This is a genomic window from Alsobacter sp. KACC 23698, assembly GCF_045348435.1.
Classification (GTDB): Bacteria; Pseudomonadota; Alphaproteobacteria; order Rhizobiales; family Beijerinckiaceae; genus Alsobacter.
This window is the reverse complement of the sequence record NZ_CP157484.1, coordinates 2852553-2871695: the sequence shown is the minus strand read 5'-3', so window position 1 is coordinate 2871695 and position 19143 is coordinate 2852553. Positions and strand designations below refer to the sequence as shown.

Annotated in this window: 18 protein-coding genes; 13 read left to right on the top strand and 5 right to left on the bottom strand. The window is 67.7% G+C overall.

Annotation, left to right across the window (positions count from 1 at the left end; all coding sequences use genetic code 11):
* Positions 1-10: 10 nt before the first annotated feature.
* Complete coding sequence (gene tyrS, locus ABEG18_RS13485; protein ID WP_406853570.1) at positions 11-1273, bottom strand: tyrosine--tRNA ligase; 1263 nt, start codon at positions 1271-1273, stop codon at positions 11-13.
* Positions 1274-1522: 249 nt separating this feature from the next.
* Entirely contained in the window at positions 1523-2173 is a 651-nt protein-coding gene (locus tag ABEG18_RS13480) for an alpha/beta hydrolase (protein ID WP_406853569.1), read from the bottom strand.
* A 361-nt stretch (positions 2174-2534) separates the two neighbouring features.
* Here ABEG18_RS13480 and ABEG18_RS13475 point away from each other — a divergent pair, with 361 nt between their 5' ends.
* The 8 genes from ABEG18_RS13475 (at position 2535) to ABEG18_RS13440 (ending at position 10106) form a co-directional block, all read left to right on the top strand.
* The gene (locus ABEG18_RS13475) at positions 2535-3719 is read left to right on the top strand and encodes a cysteine desulfurase family protein (protein ID WP_406853568.1); all 1185 of its coding nucleotides are present in this window, start codon (positions 2535-2537) and stop codon (positions 3717-3719) included.
* 55 nt (positions 3720-3774) lie between these two features.
* Positions 3775-5244 (top strand): Fe-S cluster assembly protein SufB, encoded by a 1470-nt coding sequence (gene sufB / locus ABEG18_RS13470; protein WP_406853567.1) that lies wholly within the window; start codon positions 3775-3777, stop codon positions 5242-5244.
* A gap of 93 nt (positions 5245-5337) precedes the next feature.
* Positions 5338-6087 carry a Fe-S cluster assembly ATPase SufC gene (sufC, locus tag ABEG18_RS13465; protein ID WP_406853566.1) on the top strand — a complete coding sequence of 250 codons (750 nt, stop codon included), beginning with the start codon at positions 5338-5340 and terminating at the stop codon, positions 6085-6087.
* A 7-nt stretch (positions 6088-6094) separates the two neighbouring features.
* On the top strand, positions 6095-7417 hold the full coding sequence (gene sufD, locus ABEG18_RS13460; protein ID WP_406853565.1) for a Fe-S cluster assembly protein SufD: 1323 nt from the start codon (positions 6095-6097) through the stop codon (positions 7415-7417).
* 160 nt (positions 7418-7577) lie between these two features.
* Complete coding sequence (locus ABEG18_RS13455; RefSeq protein WP_406853564.1) at positions 7578-8816, top strand: cysteine desulfurase; 1239 nt, start codon at positions 7578-7580, stop codon at positions 8814-8816.
* A gap of 16 nt (positions 8817-8832) precedes the next feature.
* Positions 8833-9213: an SUF system Fe-S cluster assembly protein gene (locus tag ABEG18_RS13450; protein ID WP_406853563.1), complete on the top strand. Its 381-nt coding sequence runs from the start codon at positions 8833-8835 to the stop codon at positions 9211-9213.
* Between the two features lie 140 nt (positions 9214-9353).
* The gene (locus ABEG18_RS13445) at positions 9354-9734 is read left to right on the top strand and encodes a HesB/IscA family protein (RefSeq protein WP_406858607.1); all 381 of its coding nucleotides are present in this window, start codon (positions 9354-9356) and stop codon (positions 9732-9734) included.
* Between the two features lie 9 nt (positions 9735-9743).
* Complete coding sequence (locus ABEG18_RS13440) at positions 9744-10106, top strand: TfoX/Sxy family protein (protein ID WP_406853562.1); 363 nt, start codon at positions 9744-9746, stop codon at positions 10104-10106.
* 10 nt (positions 10107-10116) lie between these two features.
* Here the strand turns inward: ABEG18_RS13440 and ABEG18_RS13435 are convergent, their stop codons facing one another.
* Together ABEG18_RS13435 and ABEG18_RS13430 are read right to left on the bottom strand one after the other, a co-directional pair.
* Positions 10117-11139 carry a GGDEF domain-containing protein gene (locus ABEG18_RS13435; RefSeq protein ID WP_406853561.1) on the bottom strand — a complete coding sequence of 341 codons (1023 nt, stop codon included), beginning with the start codon at positions 11137-11139 and terminating at the stop codon, positions 10117-10119.
* A 116-nt stretch (positions 11140-11255) separates the two neighbouring features.
* Positions 11256-12812, bottom strand: a complete 1557-nt coding sequence (locus ABEG18_RS13430) for a DEAD/DEAH box helicase (protein WP_406853560.1) — start codon at positions 12810-12812, stop codon at positions 11256-11258.
* Positions 12813-13009: 197 nt separating this feature from the next.
* Between ABEG18_RS13430 and ABEG18_RS13425 the strand changes: the two genes are divergently transcribed.
* The 5 genes from ABEG18_RS13425 to ABEG18_RS13405 all read left to right on the top strand — a co-directional run bounded on the left by ABEG18_RS13425 (position 13010) and on the right by ABEG18_RS13405 (position 18000).
* Positions 13010-13705, top strand: a complete 696-nt coding sequence (locus tag ABEG18_RS13425; RefSeq protein WP_406853559.1) for an alpha/beta fold hydrolase — start codon at positions 13010-13012, stop codon at positions 13703-13705.
* A gap of 208 nt (positions 13706-13913) precedes the next feature.
* Positions 13914-15095 (top strand): extracellular solute-binding protein, encoded by a 1182-nt coding sequence (locus ABEG18_RS13420; protein WP_406853558.1) that lies wholly within the window; start codon positions 13914-13916, stop codon positions 15093-15095.
* A 109-nt stretch (positions 15096-15204) separates the two neighbouring features.
* The gene (locus tag ABEG18_RS13415; RefSeq protein ID WP_406853557.1) at positions 15205-16269 is read left to right on the top strand and encodes an ABC transporter ATP-binding protein; all 1065 of its coding nucleotides are present in this window, start codon (positions 15205-15207) and stop codon (positions 16267-16269) included.
* Entirely contained in the window at positions 16269-17150 is an 882-nt protein-coding gene (locus tag ABEG18_RS13410; RefSeq protein WP_406853556.1) for an ABC transporter permease, read from the top strand. Before ABEG18_RS13415 ends, ABEG18_RS13410 begins: the two co-directional genes overlap by 1 nt.
* Before the next feature lie 4 nt (positions 17151-17154).
* Entirely contained in the window at positions 17155-18000 is an 846-nt protein-coding gene (locus tag ABEG18_RS13405) for an ABC transporter permease (protein ID WP_406853555.1), read from the top strand.
* A 35-nt stretch (positions 18001-18035) separates the two neighbouring features.
* Here the strand turns inward: ABEG18_RS13405 and ABEG18_RS13400 are convergent, their stop codons facing one another.
* On the bottom strand, positions 18036-19025 hold the full coding sequence (locus ABEG18_RS13400; protein ID WP_406858606.1) for an ABC transporter substrate-binding protein: 990 nt from the start codon (positions 19023-19025) through the stop codon (positions 18036-18038).
* Between the last annotated feature and the right edge of the window lie 118 nt (positions 19026-19143).

The window sequence follows — 19143 nt, the reverse complement described above, 5'->3', positions numbered from 1 at the left end:
GTGTTCGGCGTCAGCGCGCTTTCAGCAGCACATGCTTCTTGCGGCCGAAGGAGAGCTTCACTGCGCCGTCTGGGTTCAGATCCGCCTGCGAGATCGTGGCGCGGTCGTCTGAGACGGTCGCGTCGTTCACCTTGAGGCCGCCGCCCTTCACCTGCCGGCGCGCTTCGCCGGTCGACGGGACGAGCCCGGCGCGCACGAAGGCGTTGAGCACGCCGATCCCGTCCCGCAGTTCAGCCGCATCCACCTCCACGGTGGGCAGGGTCTCGGCCGCCTGGCCCTCCTCGAAGGTGCGCCTGGCCGTCTCGGCCGCCTGGGCCGCCTTGTCGCGTCCGTGCATGAGGGCGGTGGCTTCGGTCGCCAGCACCTTTTTGGCCTCGTTGATCTCCGCCCCGCCCAACGCCTGCAAGCGGGCGATCTCGTCCAGCGGCAGCGTGGTGTAGAGCTTCAGGAAGCGGCCGACGTCGGCGTCCTCGGTGTTGCGCCAGAACTGCCAGTAGTCATAGGCGGAGAGCTGCTCCTCGTTGAGCCACACCGCGCCGGACGCCGTCTTGCCCATCTTGGCGCCGGAAGAGGTGGTCAGCAGCGGGCAGGTGAGGGCGTAGAGCTGCGGCGTGCCCATGCGACGGCCGAGATCGATGCCGGTGACGATGTTGCCCCACTGGTCGGAGCCGCCCATCTGCAGGTTCACGCCGGCGCGGCGGTTGAGCTCGACGAAGTCGTAGCCCTGCAGGCACATGTAGTTGAACTCGATGAAGGAGAGCTCCTGCTCGCGCTCCAGCCGCATGCGCACGCTGTCCATCGACAGCATGCGGTTGACGGAGAAGTGCCGGCCGACGTCGCGCAGGAAGTCGATGTAGTTGAGCTTGGTCAGCCACTCGGCGTTGTCGATCATCACGGCGTCGGTCTTGCCGTCGCCGAACTGGAGGAAGCGCGAGAAGACGCGCTTGATGCCGTCCTTGTTGGCCTCGATCTGCTCGGGGGTGAGCAGCTTGCGGGTCTCGTCCCGGCCGGACGGGTCGCCCACCCGGGTCGTGCCGCCGCCCATCAGCGGAATGGGCTTGTTGCCGCTCTGCTGCAGCCAATGCAGCATCATGATCGAGATCAGGCTGCCGACATGCAGCGACGGGGCCGTGCAATCGTAGCCCACATAGGCCGTGACCTCGCCCTTGGTCGCCAGCGCGTCCAGGCCCGCATAGTCGGAGCACTGGTGCACATAGCCGCGCTCGATGATCGTGCGCAGGAACTCGGACTGGGGCTTGAAATCGTCGGACATGGGGAAACCTCTCGCGGGCGGAGGTTTAGGGGGAAAAGGGGCCGGGGCGCAAGGCGGGGTGGGCACCTTGACGACTGAACGGCGCCGGAGCGCGGTTCTCGGCTGTGACCGTGTCGCCCGAGATGGCGAAGGCCTTCGGGGTCAGCACGGACCCGTTGCAGAACATGCAAAACGTGGTTCGACGCCGTCGCGATGCGTGAGCGCGACGGGATCCCTGACCGGCGGGAATGGCCCTGAGCCAGGAGGGGCTCAGCCCTCCTTCGGGCCGAGCCGCTTGTCGAGGTAGGTCCCGACGACGCCCATCAGTTCTTCGGTCTTGTTCTCGAAGAAGTGGTTGGCGCCCTCGACCGTCTGGTGCTCGATCTGGATGCCCTTCTGGGTCTTCACCTTTTCGATGACGCTCATGACGTCCTTGATGGGCGCGACGCGATCCTGCGACCCGTGGACGAAGAGGCCCGACGAGGGGCAGGGCGCCAGGAACGAGAAATCAAAGCGGTTGGCCGGGGCCGCGATGGAGATGAAGCCCTCGATCTCGGGCCGGCGCATCAGCAGCTGCATGCCGATCCAGGCGCCGAACGAGATGCCGGCGATCCAGCAGGCGCGCGCCTCGGGGTTGATGGCCTGCGCCCAGTCCAGGGCGGCGGCGGCGTCCGACAGCTCGCCCTGGCCGTGGTCGAACGACCCCTGGCTACGGCCGACGCCGCGGAAATTGAAGCGCAGCGCCGAGAAGCCGCGCTCCACGAAGCCATAATAGAGCGCGTAGACGATCTGGTTGTTCATCGTGCCGCCGAACTGCGGATGCGGGTGCAGCACGATGGCGATGGGGGCGCCCTTCGTCTTCGACGGATGATAGCGGCCTTCGATGCGGCCTGCGGGACCGTTGAAGATGACCTCGGGCATGGTGTTCTCGACCTCTTCTTCAGGAGCGCACGGGGCGTCGCGCCTGAGTCGCCCGAGGGAGCGCGCCATGGCCGGGCCTCGAGAGACGTCTGCATGCGGAACTGAAAGACCCCGGGCCAAGCAGACCGGGCATTCTTCCAGAGCGTGGATCGCGCAGCCCTTCGGCTTGACTCCGGCCCGCCGTCGGCCCACACTTTCTGTTAGAATTATTCTAACAGCGGAACAAAGCCGCACCGGAGACATCCGGTCGGCCGAGCTTGCCGCTGTGGCCGCTTGTAGCACAAGCGCCGGGGTCGGTTGCAAGCCTTTGCTGCCGTGGACATCTGGCGATGGGCGAGGCGGACAACAAGGTCTGACCCGTATGGCTGGGGCGCAGCGCGCCAATCTCGACCACAACGCGACCACGACCGTGCGACCCGCCGTCATCGACGCGGTCGCGGCGGCGCTGGCGGCGGGCGGCAATCCGTCGTCCGTTCACGCCGAAGGCCGCGCCGCGCGAGGCCGGGTCGAGAGCGCGCGCGACGACGTGGCGGCCCTGCTCGGGGTCCCGGCGCGCGCCGTCTGGTTCACCAGCGGCGGCACGGAAGCCAATGTGCTGGCGTTGACGCCCTTCATCGAGACGGCGCGCGAGAAGCGCCCCCTGGACAGGCTCCTGACCAGCGCCATCGAGCATCCTTGCGTGCTGGAGGGGGCGAGATTTCCCCAGGACAGGATCGAGCGGATCCCGGTCGCGCCGGACGGCGTGGTCGATCTGGGCTGGCTGGAGAGCCGGCTCGTCGACATGGCGTCGAAGGGGGAGCGCGCCCTCGTCAGCGTGCAGGCGGCCAACAACGAGACGGGCGCCCTCCAGCCCGTGCGGGCGGCCGCCGACCTCGCTCACGCCCATGGCGGGCTGTTGCATTGCGACGCCGTGCAGGCGATTGGCAAGGTCGGGTTCGACGTCGCCTCCAGCGGGGCCGACCTCGTGGCGGTCTCGGCGCACAAGATCGGCGGTCCCCAGGGCGTCGGCGCCCTGGCCGCGTCGTCGCCGTCGCTGCACATCGCCGAGCGCGTGCTGCGCGGCGGCGGGCAGGAGAGGGGATTGCGGGCGGGGACGGAGAACGCGCCGGGCGTCGCCGGCTTTGGGGCCGCGGCCCGGGAGGCGCGCCTGCAGGGCGCGGCCGAGGCCGCCCGCATGACCCGTTTGCGCGACCGGCTGGAGGCTGGCCTGCGCGAGCTGGCGCCCGACGTCGTGATATTCTCCTCCGGGGTCGAGCGGCTTCCCAACACCACGCTTTTCGCCCTGCCCGGGCAGGCGGCCGAGACCGCCCTGATCGCCTTCGATCTGGACGGGGTGGCGCTGTCCTCCGGCTCGGCCTGCTCGTCCGGCAAGGTCCGGCGCTCCCATGTCCTGCAGGCGATGGGCGTCTCCGACGACCTCGCCGGCGGAGCCATCCGGGTCAGCCTCGGCTGGTCGAGCGTCGAGGCCGACGTGGAAAGGTTCCTGAAGGCCTTCGAAAAATTGCGCGACGCCCTACATCTACGGCAAGGGCGAAGAGCAGCCTAGGCCGATCCCCCAACCAACCCCACGGCCCTTGAAGCCGTCGAGGAAGGAGACTGAAATGCCTGCCGTGCAGGAGACTGTCGAACAGGTCCGCGCCATCGACGTGGACCAGTACAAGTACGGCTTCATCACCGACATCGAGATGGACAAGGCCCCTCGCGGCCTGAACGAGGACATCGTTCGCTTCATCTCGGCCAAGAAGGGCGATCCGGAGTGGATGACCGAATGGAGGCTGGACGCCTACAGGCGCTGGCTGACCATGCGCGAGCCGACCTGGGCGCGCGTCGAGTACCCGCCGATCGACTTCAACGACCTCTACTACTACGCGGCCCCCAAGAAGAGGGAGGGCCCGAAGTCGCTCGACGAGATCGATCCGGCGATCCTGGAGACCTACAAGAAGCTCGGGATTCCGCTGCGAGAGCAGGAGATCCTGGCCGGCGTGCAGACCTCCAAGGTCGCCGTCGACGCCGTGTTCGACAGCGTCTCGGTGGTGACGACCTTCAAGGAGGAGCTCGGCCGCGCCGGCGTCATCTTCTGCTCCATCTCGGAGGCGATCCGCGAGCATCCGGAGCTGGTGCGCAAATATCTGGGCACCGTCGTTCCGGTGACGGACAATTTCTACGCCACGCTGAACTCCGCCGTGTTCACGGACGGGTCCTTCGTCTATGTGCCGCCGGGCGTGCGCTGCCCGATGGAGCTGTCGACCTATTTCCGGATCAACGAGAAAGATACGGGCCAGTTCGAGCGCACGCTGATCATCGCCGACAAGGGCTCCTATGTGAGCTATCTGGAGGGCTGCACCGCCCCCCAGCGCGACGAGAACCAGCTGCACGCGGCTGTGGTGGAGCTGATCGCGCTCGAAGACGCCGAGATCAAGTACTCCACGGTCCAGAACTGGTACCCGGGCGACAGCGAGGGGAAGGGCGGGGTCTATAACTTCGTGACCAAGCGCGGCGATTGCCGCGGCGCGAACTCGAAGATCTCGTGGACGCAGGTGGAGACCGGCTCGGCCATCACCTGGAAATACCCGTCCTGCATCCTGCGCGGCGACAACTCCCGCGGCGAGTTCTACTCGATCGCGGTGTCGAACGGCATGCAGCAGGTCGACAGCGGCACGAAGATGATCCATCTCGGCAAGAACACGTCGAGCCGCATCATCTCCAAGGGCATTTCGGCCGGGCGCTCCCAGAACACCTATCGGGGACTCGTCTCGGCCCACCGCAAGGCCACGGGCGCGCGCAACTTCACCAATTGCGACTCGCTGCTGATTGGCGACCAGTGCGGGGCGCACACCGTGCCCTACATCGAATCGAAGAACGCCAGCGCGATCTTCGAGCATGAAGCCACGACGTCCAAGATCTCCGAGGACCAGCTGTTCTACTGCCTGCAGCGCGGCCTCTCGGCCGAAGAGGCGACGGCTCTGATCGTGAACGGCTTCGTCAAGGACGTGCTGCAGCAACTGCCGATGGAGTTCGCCGTCGAGGCGCAGAAGCTGATCTCGATCTCGCTGGAAGGCTCGGTCGGCTGACCCATCCGGTCACGGCCGGGGCAGCCCGGCCGCCCACGGCTTCCGCCTCCGGCGTCGAAGTCGGCGTGACGCTCTGAATTCAGGACTGAAACCATGCTCGAAATCCGCAACCTCCACGTCCAGATCGACGACAAGAAGATCCTCAACGGCCTCAGCCTCACGGTTCATGACGGCGAGGTGGCCGCCATCATGGGGCCGAACGGCTCCGGCAAGTCCACGCTGAGCTATGTGATCGCCGGCAAGGAGGACTACGAGGTCCTCGACGGCGAGATCCTGCTCAACGGCGAGAACCTGCTCGACATGTCTCCCGACGAGCGCGCCGCCGCCGGCGTGTTCCTGGCCTTCCAGTATCCGCTGGAGATCCCCGGCGTGGCGACGATGACCTTCCTGAAGGCCGCGCTGAACGCCCAGCGCAAGGCGCGCGGCGACGATGAGCTCTCCACTCAGGACTTCATGAAGCGAGTCCGCTCCGGCGCGGAACGCCTTCACATTCCTCAGGATATGCTGAAGCGCGCCCTCAATGTCGGCTTCTCGGGCGGCGAGAAGAAGCGCATGGAGATCCTCCAGATGGCGCTGCTGGAGCCGAGCTTCTGCATCCTGGACGAGACCGACTCCGGGCTCGACATCGACGCGCTCAAGATCGCGGCCGACGGCGTCAACGCCCTGCGCGACCCCAAGCGCTCCTTCCTGGTGATCACCCACTACCAGCGCCTGCTGAACTACATCGTGCCGGACACCGTGCATGTGATGTCCAGCGGCCGGGTGGTGAAGTCGGGCGGCAAGGAGCTCGCGCTCGAGCTCGAGGCCAATGGCTACGCCGATTACCGCTCGCAGGCGGCCTGAGGATCCCATGTCCCAGATCCCCAACGTCACTCCCATGCGGACGACGGCCGAGAACCAGCTGCTTGAGCTGTTTCCCTCCGTCCGGGCGCGCCTCCCGGGCGACGCGGCGTCGCGTGAAAAGGCCTTCGGCGCTTTCGCGGAAGCCGGATTGCCGCACAGGCGCGTCGAAGCCTGGAAATACACCGACCTGCGCGCCCTGCTGCGCGAAGCGGCCCCGCTGGCGGACGGCGCTTCGGCGGCCGCTCTCGCCGTGGCCGGATCGTCCATGGGGCCGATCGCGGCCCTGGGCGGCCTGATCGCCATCGTGGACGGGCAGTTCGCCCCGACCCTGTCGGATCTCGGCGCCTTGCCGACCGGCGTGGAGGTCGCGGGCCTCGCCGACGCCATGGGGGCCGGCCATCCTCTGCTCTCCCGCCTCGGCGCGAGCATCACGGCCGATGACGCCGTCCTGGCGCTCAACAGCGCGCTGATGAGCGACGGCGCGGTGATCCGCGTTCCCGCAGGGCTCAAGCCTTCGCAGCCGATCGTGGTCCGCTTCGCGCGGACGGGCGCGGAGGTCCGCTCCACCTACACGCGCGTGCTGCTCGTGGTCGAGGACGGCGCCTCCGTCACGCTCGTGGAGACCCATGAGGGACCCGCCGGGGTGGCCCACCAGGACAACACGGCCGTGGAGATCCTGGCCGGCGACGGCTGCGTGGTGAACCATGTGCGCCTGAACGCCAGCGGCGGGGGCGGCGTCGACCTGTCGTCACTCGGCGTGCGGCTCGGCGCGGACGCGTCCTTCGCCACGTTGGCCCTGGCGACCGCGCCGGCGCTGACGCGCCACCAGGTGTTCCTGACCTTCGCGGGCGAACGCTCCAAGGCGTCGATCAACGGCGCGGCCCTGCTCCACGGGCGCCAGCACGCCGACACCACGCTGGTCGTGAACCACTCGGTTCCCCATTGCGAGAGCCGCGAGCTGTTCAAGCACGTGCTGGATGGCGAATCGACCGGCGTGTTCCAGGGCAAGATCATCGTCGCGCCGCATGCGCAGAAGACCGACGGCAAGATGATGAGCCAGGCGGTGCTGCTCGGCGACAACGCCACGATGAACAACAAGCCTGAGCTGGAGATCTTCGCCGACGACGTGGTCTGCGCCCATGGCGCGACTTGCGGCCAGCTCGACGACGACCTGCTGTTCTACCTGCGCGCGCGCGGCCTGCCCAAGCCGGACGCCGAGGCGCTCATGCTGCAGGCTTTCGTCGGCGAAGCGCTGGAGACGGTCGAGGACGAAGCCGTCCGCGCCGTCCTGGAAAGCGTGGTCGAGGCCTGGCTCAAGGCTCGCATGTAGCTTCATTCCTTCTCCGCCGTCAGCCCCGGCGGCCCGCGCAAGCGGGCCGAAACGGGGATCCGGCGGCGGGGACGGAGTGGATCCCCTTCCGGGCGCTTCGCGCCGCCTGGGGTGACGTCGGAGGTGGTTTCGACCCTCCGTGCAAGGACGGATGGATGCCATGACCTCAGCCCCCACACGGCCGTTCGATCTTTCGGCCATCCGGGCGGATTTCCCGATCCTCTCCCAGGAGGTTTATGGGAAGCCGCTCGTCTATCTCGACAACGCCGCCTCGGCCCAGAAGCCTCGTCAGGTGATCGACCGGATGGTGCATGTCTACGAGCACGAATACGCCAACGTGCATCGCGGGCTGCATTACCTCGCCAACGCCGCGACGGAGGCGTTCGAGGACGCGCGCGAGAAAGTGCGCGGCTTCCTGAACGCCGAGAGCACGGACGAGATCATCTTCACCCGGTCGGCCACCGAGGCGATCAATCTCGTGGCCTCCAGCTTCGGCGCGCTGGCGATCGGGGAGGGGGACGAGATCGTCATCTCCATCATGGAGCACCACTCCAACATCGTCCCCTGGCATTTCCTGCGGGAGCGCAAGGGCGCGGTGCTGAAGTTCTCGCCCGTGAACGACGCGGGCGAGTTCCTGCTGGACGAGTTCGAGGCGCTGCTGACCGATCGGACCCGCATCGTCGCCATCACCCACATGTCCAACATGCTGGGGACGATCACGCCGATCCGCGACATCATCCGGATCGCGCATGCGCGCGGCATCCCGGTGATGGTCGACGGCAGCCAGGGCGCCGTCCATCTGCCCGTGGACGTGCGCGAGCTGGACGCCGACTTCTACGTCTTCACCGGCCACAAGGTGTATGGGCCCACCGGCATCGGCGTCCTCTACGGAAAGCGGCGCTGGCTGGACAAGCTGCCTCCCTTCAATGGCGGCGGCGAGATGATCAAGGACGTGACCGAGGCGGCGGTGACCTATGGCGATCCCCCGCACCGGTTCGAGGCGGGAACGCCGCCGATCGTGCAGGCCATCGGGCTCGGCGCGGCGATCGACTACATGCAGTCGATCGGCCGCGACGCGATCCTGGCGCAGGAGAATGCGCTGCGCGACTACGCGCTGGAACGCCTCTCCGCGATGAACTCGCTGCGGATCTTCGGCCAGGCGCGCGAGCGCGGCGCCATCGTCTCCTTCGAGATGAAGGGCGCCCATGCGCATGACGTGGCGACGGTGATCGACCGGTCCGGCGTCGCCGTCCGCGCCGGGACGCACTGCACCCAGCCTCTGCTGGCGCGCTACGGCGTCACCTCGACATGCCGGGCCTCCTTCGCGTTCTACAACACGCTGGAGGAGGTCGATCGCCTTGCCGAGGCCCTGCAAAAGGCCGAAGCTCTGTTCGGTTGATGAGAAAGCCCCCACCATGAGCGAAGCCAACGACGTCAACGCCCCGAACCGCCCCGATATCGACATCCCGTCGGCGCTGGAGCCGGCCGAGATCGATCGGCTGACGGACGACATCGTCGCGGCGCTCAAGAGCGTCTACGATCCCGAGATCCCGGCCGATATCTATGAGCTCGGCCTGGTGTACCGGGTCGACGTGGACGACGCGCGCAACGTCGCCATCGACATGACGTTGACCGCGCCGGGTTGCCCGGTCGCCGGCGAGATGCCGGGCTGGGTGGAGAACGCCGTGGCGGCCGTCCCGGGCGTACAGTCCGCGAAGGTCAACATGGTCTTCGATCCGCCCTGGGACCAGAGCCGCATGTCCGACGAGGCGCGCGTCGCGCTCGACATGTGGTGAGGCCGCCCTTTGCCGGCGTGCATACGGCATCCGCAGAACTGCGCCCTTCACAGGGCGCCGGCGCACGCTTACATTAGGCGAGACCTGATCCTGCCCGGGCCTTGAACCCGGCCGTCTAGGACGAGAAAGCCCCCATGGGAATGCTCCCGAAGCTGAAGGTCATGAGTCTGACGGATGCGGCGGCCAGCCGCGTCAAGGAGATCATGGCGAATTCGACGGCGCCGCTGGTCGGCGTTCGCGTCGGCGTGAGGAACGGCGGCTGCGCCGGCATGTCCTACACGATGGACTACGCCGACAGCGTGCGGCCCGGCGACGAGGTGGTGGAGGACAAGGGCGTCACCGTCCTGGTCGACCCCAAGGCGGTCCTGTTCCTGCTGGGAACGACGATGGACTTCCGCACCGGCAAGCTCGCGTCGCAATTCGTCTTCGACAATCCAAACCAGACCTCCGCTTGCGGCTGCGGCGAGTCGGTGGCGCTGACCCCGGCCTCCGCGGACCGGTCCGAAGCCGTCTCCCACTGATACCGGCGCATGGACGTTCGCGACCTGGAGGAGTTCTTTGCGCCCGCCGGGCGGGTCGAGGCGCGCCGCATGTTCGGCGGCGTGGGCGTCTTCGCGGACGGATTGATGGTGGCGCTGCAGGCGGGCGGCGTCGTCTACCTTAAGGTCGACGGCGAGAGTGAACCGGCTTTCCTGGCCGAGGGGCTCGAGCCTTTCAGCTACGTGGCCAAGGGCGTCACGAAGTCCTTGGGCTACCGGCGCCTGCCGGACGCCGCCTATGACGATCCGGATGCGATGAGGATCTGGTTCGGCTTGGCCCTGTCGGCGGCCCGGCGCAAGGCGGCGGCGCGGCCGGCTCGCAAGCCGAAGCGTCGCTCGGCGAGAGACATCTGAAAGCGGCCGTTCAGGCGACGTCCTGCATCCCGTGGATCTCGTCCTCGCAGACCGTCTTGTTGCGCCCCGTGCGCTTGGCGTGCAGGAGGCAGCGGTCGGCGCGCTCGATCAGCAGGGTGGCGTTGTCGCCCGGCGCGAACGAGGCCGCGCCGATCGAGATGGTGATGCGGCCCAGCGCTTCGCCGGTGGAGCGCTTCACCAGTTCGCGACCCATGACGGTCTGGCGGATCCGCTCCGCCACGATGTGCCCGGATTTCAGGGACGACTGCGGAAGCACGACCGCGAACTCCTCGCCGCCGAAGCGCGCGGCGGTGTCGTTGGGCCGCACGGACCCCTTGACCGACATGGCGACGAGGCGCAGCACCTGGTCGCCCGTCAGGTGGCCCCAGGTGTCGTTGAAGTCCTTGAAGCGGTCCACGTCGATCATCAGGATCGTCAGCGGTTCGCCGCTCAGCGCCGCGTGGTCGACGGCGTGGGTGATCGTGGCGTCCAGGTGCTTGCGGTTGGCCAGCGTGGTCAGCGGATCCGTGAGGGATTCGGTGCGGATGGATTCCAGCGCCTGCCGGAGATCCTGCACCTCTCCGCGCGTCTCCCTGAGGCGACCTTCCAGGGCGCGGTTGTTGGCCACGGTTTCCTGGGTCACCGAGACGAGCCGGTTCACGATGTCGCGAACGAGGTTCCTGTCCAGCTTGGCGTCGAGGACGTTCGAGATCTCCTCCAGCGAATCGCCATAGCGGCTGGTCGAGCCGAGCGCCTCGTCGATGAGGCCGACGACTGAGTCGATCTCGGTGAGAACGCCGACGCTGGCCTTCTCGGCCTGGGCCGCCATCCGGTTCGGCGAGAGGAACTGGTTGTAGAGCTTCTCGATCTGGAGATTAGCGAGCCTAGGCGACGCAGCCAGCTCCTCGGTGAGCGCGCGGCTCAAGGAGCGATTCGACCCGGCGAGATGCGTGTACCAGACTTCATAAGCCCGAGGCTCCGGCAACGGGCCGTGAGCCTCGATGCGCCGAATGGTTTCCTCGGCCAGTTTCATGGCCGGTTCTTCCGCAGAAGAGGCAACCATAGGCGACTCCCATCACTGATGGGACCCACAGTTGCACAACCACTCTTAAGAGAGGGCTAATTGCATCTACAACCGTCTACAACCTGTCAGATTTTCTTGACGGGCCTGAGCAGGAAGAACGGCACGTGGTCGCCCAGCCCAATGACGGGCGGGTCGTCGTTGTCCGGACGCCGGGACGGCGGCCGCTGCGGCCTTTCCACCCGGGTCTCGCCGGGGGCGGGCAGGGCGGGGCCGCGCTCGCGCCGGCCACCCCCATTGTCGCCTGAACGGTCGCGGCGAGGCGGGCGGCTCTCGGTCGGCGGGGAGGGGCTGCGCGCTTCGGGCTCGGGCGATCGGCTCCGCGATTCGGCTTCGGCCGCCCGCGGCCTGCTCCGGGTCTCGCCATCCGGGCTCCGGCCGCGGCCTTCGCGTGAGGTCCCGCGTCCGCGCTCGTCGCCCGAACCGCGCGATCCTTCGCGTCCGCCGGGCCTGCGCCCGCCAGGACGGCGGCGGCGCTCGCCGTCGGCTTCGCCTTCCGCCGGCATCTCGCCCTGCCACTCGATCGGCTGGCCGATCATGTGCTCGATCGCGGCCAGGGACTTCTTGTCCACCGGCGTCACGATCGTGATCGACGTGCCGGACTTGCCGGCGCGACCCGTGCGGCCGATGCGGTGCACATAGTCCTCGGCGTGATGCGGCACGTCGTAGTTGAAGACGTGGCTGACGTCCGGAATGTCGAGCCCGCGCGCCGCGACGTCGCTGGCGACGAGAAGCTGGATCGATCCGTTCCGGAACGACTCCAGTGCGGCCATGCGGGCCCGCTGGTCGAGGTCGCCATGCAGCGCCGCGACGCTGAAGCCGTGGCGTTCGAGCGAGCGGTAAACGACCTGCACGTCGCGCTTGCGGTTGCAGAAGATGATCGCGTTCTTGAAGTCGGGCTGCTGGCGCACGAGCTTGCGCAGCACCTCGCGCTTTTCGTGCGGCTCGGAGCCGGAGCCGATCAGGCGCTGCGTGATGGTCGCGGCGGTCGAAGCCTGGCGGGCCACCTCGATCTTCACCGGGTTGTGCAGGAAGGTCTCGGTCAGGCGCTGGATCTCGGGCGGCATCGTCGCCGAGAAGAAGAGCGTCTGGCGCGTGAACGGCACCATCCGGCAAATGCGCTCGATGTCCGGGATGAAGCCCATGTCGAGCATGCGGTCGGCCTCGTCGATCACCAGGATCTCGATGCCGGTCAGCAGCAGCTTGCCGCGCTCGAAATGGTCGAGCAGACGCCCGGGCGTGGCGATCAGCACGTCGACGCCGCGGGTGATCTTGGCGTCCTGGTCGCCGAAGGAGACGCCGCCGATCAGCAGCGCCACGTTCAGGCGCTGGTTGGCGCCGTATTTGACGAACGCCTCCTCGACCTGGGCGGCGAGCTCGCGGGTCGGCTCCAGGATCAGGGTGCGGGGCATGCGGGCGCGGGCGCGGCCCTGCTCCAGCATCGTCAGCATGGGCAGCGTGAACGCCGCCGTCTTGCCGGTGCCCGTCTGGGCGATGCCGAGGACGTCCCGTCGAGCCAGGGCATGCGGAATCGCTTCCGCCTGGATGGGCGTGGGCTGGGTGTATCCGGAAGCGGTGACCGCCTCGAGCACCCTGTCGCTAAGACCGAGATCAGAAAAATTCATTCTTTATGCCGCCTCACGGCGCGGCTATCGACGCAGTTGCGCGTTTACGGGAAGCGGGCGGGCAGGACGCGTCAGAACCAGTCGTCGGCCGTTTCCTCAAAGGATGAGGGATACATAGAGAGATTTCGAATCGAGTCAATTCGGCAAAGTCGCGAAGCCCCCCCAAAAGCAGCAAAAAGTCCAAGGAAAGTCTCAGTATGTCGGAACCCCTGGTCTTGATCCCGGGACTGAACTGCACGCCTGCCCTCTTTGCCCCCCAGGCCGAGCGGTTCGGCCACGACCGACCCATCGTGTTCGCCGATAACCGCCAGGACGCCACGATCGCCGCCATGGCGGGTCGCCTGCTGGGCCAGGCCCCGCCGCGCTTCGCGCTGGCCGGCCTTTCGATGGGAGGCTATGTGGCGCTCGAAATCATGCGGCTGGCGCCCCACCGGGTCTCGCGGCTGGCGCTTCTCGACACCTCCGCCCGGCCAGACACCGAAGAGGCCACGATGCGCCGACGCCGCCTGATGGCGCTGGCCGAGGAGGGCGAGTTCGACAAGGTTCACGACGCGCTCTGGGCCGCGCTGGTCCATCCGTCCCGTCGCGACGACGAGGAGCTGGAGGGCATCGTCCGAACGATGATGCTGGAGACCGGCCCCGAGGCGTTCGTGCGCCAGGAGCGGGCCGTCATCGGCCGGGCCGATTCCCGCCCCTACCTGAAGGCGATCGGCGTGCCGACCCTGATCCTGGTCGGCGAGGAGGACGCGATCACGCCGGTGGACAAGGCCGAGGAGCTGCAGGCCGGCGTGGAAGGCGCGGAGCTGGTCGTCGTGCCCGAATGCGGGCACCTGTCGACCCTCGAGCGGCCGGACGCGGTCAACGAAGCGCTCGGCGCGTGGCTGGCCCGTTAGCGCCCGCCGCAATCGCCTGAAACGGGCTTGAGGAAACCGGGTCGGAAGAGCCGGTGCGTGATTGTGGGTGGCACAACCTGCCGGTTGCTCCACTAATATTTTAGTGTATCAATGTGCCTCAACGAAGACGGGCGGGGGATCCCCTCGGCCGCGCCATGCGGCGGGTTCTCAAAAAGCCCATGGCTCAAGACGATCACCGGAGGAAACCATGACGCACGAATTCACCAGGCGGACTTTCGTCGGCGGAGCCGCTGGCGCAGCCCTTCTCGGCGCCTCCGGCGCGCGGGCGCAGCTGGCGCTGCCCAAGCAGGCGGTCGCGCTCAACATCGTCGACGTGGCCGGCAACCTGGCGCTGAGCCAGAAGGCCTTCGAGGCCTATCGCAAGGCCAAGCCCGAACTGGTTTCGCGCTTCACCTTCACCAAGGCGCCGGCCCCCGAGCTGCCGGGAAAGATCAAGGCCCAGCAGGACGCCGGCCGGGTCGATATCGACCTCGTGCTGACCGGCACGGACGCGCTCTCCGCCGGCATCGACCAGAAGCTCTGGCTGGATGTGCTCGGACAGCACAAGGCGGCTCTGCCCAAGCTGGACGACATCTACAACAAGGGCGCGGCGATGATGCAGACGCTGGCCCGCGGGCAGGGCGTGGTCAGCGCCTATTACCCGTCCGGGCCGCTGCTCGAATACATGCCCGACAAGGTGAAGACCCCGCCGACCTCGGTGGAGGAGCTCCTGGCCTGGGCCAAGCAGAACCCCAACCGCTTCCTCTACGCCCGCCCGGCCAATTCCGGTCCCGGCCGCACTTTCATGATGGGGCTGCCCTACATCCTGGGCGACTCCAACCCGAAGGATCCGATGAAGGGCTGGGACAAGACCTGGGCTTATCTGAAGGAGCTCGGCCAGAACGTCGAGTACTATCCGACGGGCACCGGCGCGACCATGAAGGAGCTCGGCGAAGGCAGCCGCGACATCATCGTCTCGACCACCGGCTGGGACATCAACCCGCGCGTCCTCGGCGTCGTGCCGAAGGAAGCCAAGATCACCACGCTGAAGAACTTCCGCTGGGTGATCGACGCGCACTACATGTGCATCCCGAAGGGCCTCAGCGACGACAAGGTCGCGGTGCTGCTCGACGTGATGAACTTCATGCTGACCAAGCCCGCGCAGGCCTTCACCTATGACGAGGGCTATTTCTATCCGGGCCCGGCCGTGAAGGACGTCCCGATCACGATGGCGCCGGCCGAGAGCCAGGCCGCCATCAAGGAGTTCGGCCGCCCCGAATACGAGAAGCTGATCGCCGACGTGCCGCTCGAGCTGCCGCTCGAGCCTGACCAGATGGTGCTCGCCTTCCGTCGCTGGGACGAGGAAATCGGCTCCAAGAAGACCAAGTAAGTCCTCTTCGCCTGTCGACGGCGGCGCTGTCTCGCGCCGCCGTTCCTTTTCTCACCAGTCTTTTCCGCGCCGCCGCAACGGCGCATCCTGACACCGTCGTGAGCGCTCCATGGCCGCCAATGCTTCCTTCAAGACCCTGCGGCTCCAGCAGGTCGGCCGCGACTTCGGGACCATGAACGCCCTGAAGGACCTCACGCTCGACATCCAGCGCGGCGAGTTCATTGCGCTGCTCGGGCCCTCCGGCTGCGGCAAGTCGACGGCGCTGAACTGCATCGCCGGCCTGCTGCCGACGACCCGCGGGTCGATCTGGCTGGACGACAAGCGCATCGACGTGCTGCCCGCCGAGGATCGCGGCTTCGGCATGGTGTTCCAGAACTACGCCCTGTTCCCGCACATGACGGTGCGCGGCAATGTCGGCTTCGGGCTGAAGATGCGCGGCGTCCCCCAGGCGGCCGCGACGCCGCGGATCGAGAAGGCCATCCAGACCGTGAGGCTGGAGAGCCAGGCCCACAAGTCGCCGGGGCAGCTCTCGGGCGGCCAGCAACAGCGCGTCGCGATCGCGCGCGCCATCGCGATCGAACCGCCGGTGGTGCTGATGGACGAGCCCTTGTCCAACCTCGACGCCAAGCTGCGGCTGGAGATGCGCCAGGAGATCCGCCGCATCCACCAGGGGCTGGGCTCGATCACCATCTACGTCACTCACGACCAGGACGAGGCGCTGTCGCTCGCCGACCGGATCGTCGTGCTGCGCGATGGCGAGATCCGCCAGGTCGGCACGCCGGAGGACCTCTACGCCCGGCCGGCCCATCTCGACGTCGCCGAGTTCATGGGCTTCCGCAACCAGATCCCGGTGACCCTGCTGTCCGCCGCCGGCCAGCAGGTCGAAGTGTCCGCCGAGGGCGTCGCCTTCCAGGCCATCGCGCAGGAGCCCGTGACCGGACAGACCGCCTATGCGGCGATCCGGCCCGACGACCTGATCGCCGTCTCCAGCGATGCGCCCGGCCTGCCGGCGACGGTGGAGGCCATCGAATATCGCGGCCGCGACTTCTTCGGCTCGGCCCGGACCGCGTCGGGGACGGAGCTGTTCTTCCGCTCGTCGCGTCGCCTCACGGCCGGCGAACCGGTGCGCCTGGGGGCCCAGCCCTCGACGATCCTCGTCTACGGGGCCTCGTGATGCAGACCGACACGCCTCTTCGCCTTCGCCTGGCGGCGCGGGGTTTCGACGCCGTGACGCTGCTCGTGCTGCCGGCGCTGTTCGTGCTGATCGCGCTCTTCGTGTATCCCTTCGCCTATGGGCTGTGGCTCTCGTTCAGGCCCAAGGCCGGCGGCCTCTTCGGCAACTACGCGCGCTTCTTCTCCGATCCCTTCCTCTACGACACGATCGGGACGACGCTTCTGATCGCGCTGCCGACCACCGTCCTCAACCTGCTGATCGCCGTTCCGGTCGCCTTCCGGGTGCGGCTGATGCGGCGCCAGCGGCTGCTCACCACCATCCTGGTCCTGCCGATCACGCTCGGAACCGTGCTGGTCGCCGAGGGGCTCCTGAACTATCTCGGCCCGCAGGGCTGGCTCAACCGCAGCTTGTTGGCGCTGGGCCTGATCTCCAGCCCGGTGCGCCTCATCCACAATTACTGGGGCGTGGTGCTGTCCTTGGTGATCACGGGCTTTCCGTTCACCTTCCTGCTGACGCTGTCCTATGTGACCGGGATCGACCCGGCGCTGGAGCAGGCCGCGGCGACGCTGGGGGCCCGGGCTGCGGCGCGGTTCCGCCACGTCTTCCTGCCGCTGCTGGTGCCGGGGCTCGCGATCGCCTTCTGCCTGTCCTTCGTGCAGGCCTATTCGGTCTTCCCGTCCGCCGTGCTGCTGGGCGCGCCGGCGGGGCCCACCCGCGTCATCTCGATCGCCGCCTATCAGGCCGCCTTCGAGGAGTACGACTACTCCCTGGCGTCCGCGATCGCGATGATCATGGGCGCGGTGCAGCTTCTGGTCGTCGCCATCGTGCTGTCGATCCGGGGATTGTTCTATCGCGGCCCTGCCGCGGGCGCGAAAGGCTGATCCGATGGCGGTGAATGTGCGGAGCGTCGGCGCCCGTCTCTGGGTCACGGCCGTCTGGGCCACGATGATCTTCTTCGTCGTCAACCTGCTGGCGATGATCGCGGCGGTGGTGATGAGCTCCTTCGCCACGCGCTGGCTGCGCTCGTGGTTCCCCGATGGCTACACCCTGCGCTGGTACTCGTCCGCCTGGGCCGAGTTCCAGCTCGACGAGCTGCTGCTCGTGACCTTCCAGATCGTCGGCGCGGTGGTGCTGATCTCCGGCCTGGTCGGGGTTCCGGCCGCCTACGCGATGGCGCGCCGGGAGTTCGCCGGCAAGCGCCTCGTGATGCTGCTCCTGCTGCTGCCGCTGCTGGTGCCGCCGGTCACCTACGGCATCCCCCTTGCGACGGTGCTGTACCAGTCGGGCCTCGGCGGCACGATGGGCGGCGTGATCCTGGCCAACCTCGTCCCGTCGGTGCCCTTCGTCGTGCTCGTGATGATGCCCTTCATCGAGCAGATCGACCCGAAGGTCGAGGCGGCGGCCCGGCTCTTCGGGGCCAACACGTTCAAGCTCTTCGCCTATGTGCTGGTGCCGCTGCTGCTGCCGGGCGTGCTCGCCTCGCTGCTGCTGGTGCTGGTGCGCACGATCGCGATGTTCGAGCTGACCTTCCTGACCGCGGGCCCGACGAGCCAGACGCTGGTGGTCGCGCTCTACTACGCCGTCTTCGCCGCCGGCGTGCGGGCGGTCCAGTCGATCGACGCCATGGCGGTGGTCTACATGGTGACGACGCTGATCTGGCTGGTGATCGCGCTGCGCTTCGTCAACCCGACCCAGATCGTGACGCGGGCCAAGCAGCAGCCCGCGCACTGACCGGAGCGGCCTTCGGCGCCCTCCCGCCGCCGGGCTCAGGTCCCCGGCTTGTCGTGGACGAAGGGCAGGAAGAAGTCGCGCCAGTTCGCCGGCCGCGTCTTCAGGATGCCTGACTTCGCCATGTGGTCGGCCTGCAGCATCGTCCCATAGGGCGTGGTGGAGAACACCACGCCGGGCTGCTGCATCATGGCGACCAGCTCGTCGGGCGTCAGCTTCTCGCCGGTGGCGGCGAGATAGAGCTCCGCCGCCTTGCGGGGCTCGTCCCTGATCAGCGCGTCCGCATCCTCCAGGGCGTCCAGGACGGCCTTGGTGAGCTTCGGGTTCGCCTCCGCGAAGCTCTTCTTGCCGAACACGACGGCGTTGCTGAGCGGACCGCCGACGATGTCATAAGAGTTCAGCACGGCGTGGACCTTCGAGTCCTTGAGCTCGATCTGCTGGTAGGGCGGCAGCGAGAAATGGCTGTTCACCTCGTTGTTGGCGCTGAGCACCGCCCCGACCGCGTCCGGGTGCCCGAGCTGGATGGTGATCGGATCGAGCTTGTTGCGCCCGGCCTCGCCCAGCTGGCGCTCCGCCGCGATCTGCAGCAGCACCGCCTGGGTGGAGACCTTCACGGTGGGCACGGCGATGCGGTCCTTGGCCGAGAAGTCGGCGAGCGTTTTCACCTCCGGGTTGCGGGTGACCAGGAGCATCGGGGCGCCGCCCGAGCCCGCCAGGCCCTTGACCTCGCCGCGCGTGCGGTCCCACGCCAGCAGAAGGTTGGTCGCCCCGCTAGTGACGAAGTCGATATTGCCGGAGATGAGCGCATCGACCGAGGCGCCGCCGCTGGTCAGCGTCACCCAGCTCACCTTGACGTCGCCGAGACCCGCCTCGGCGGCGCGCTTTTCGACCAGCTTCTGTATCTCCATGAGGATGATCGGCATGTAGATCATGCCGGGCTGATGGGTCAGGCGCACTTCGGCGACTTCGGCGCGCGCCGGGGCGGCCGCGCCCAGGGCCGCGACGGCCAGCGCGGCCATGCAGGACATCAATTTCACGTCGTTCCTCCCGCTGCTTCTTTTTGCGCGGGAAGGCTAGCTGGGCCGATCGGGATCGCCAAGCGCGGGTGGGCGCCGCAGGCGAAGCAGCCTCTGGTTGTGATATGCA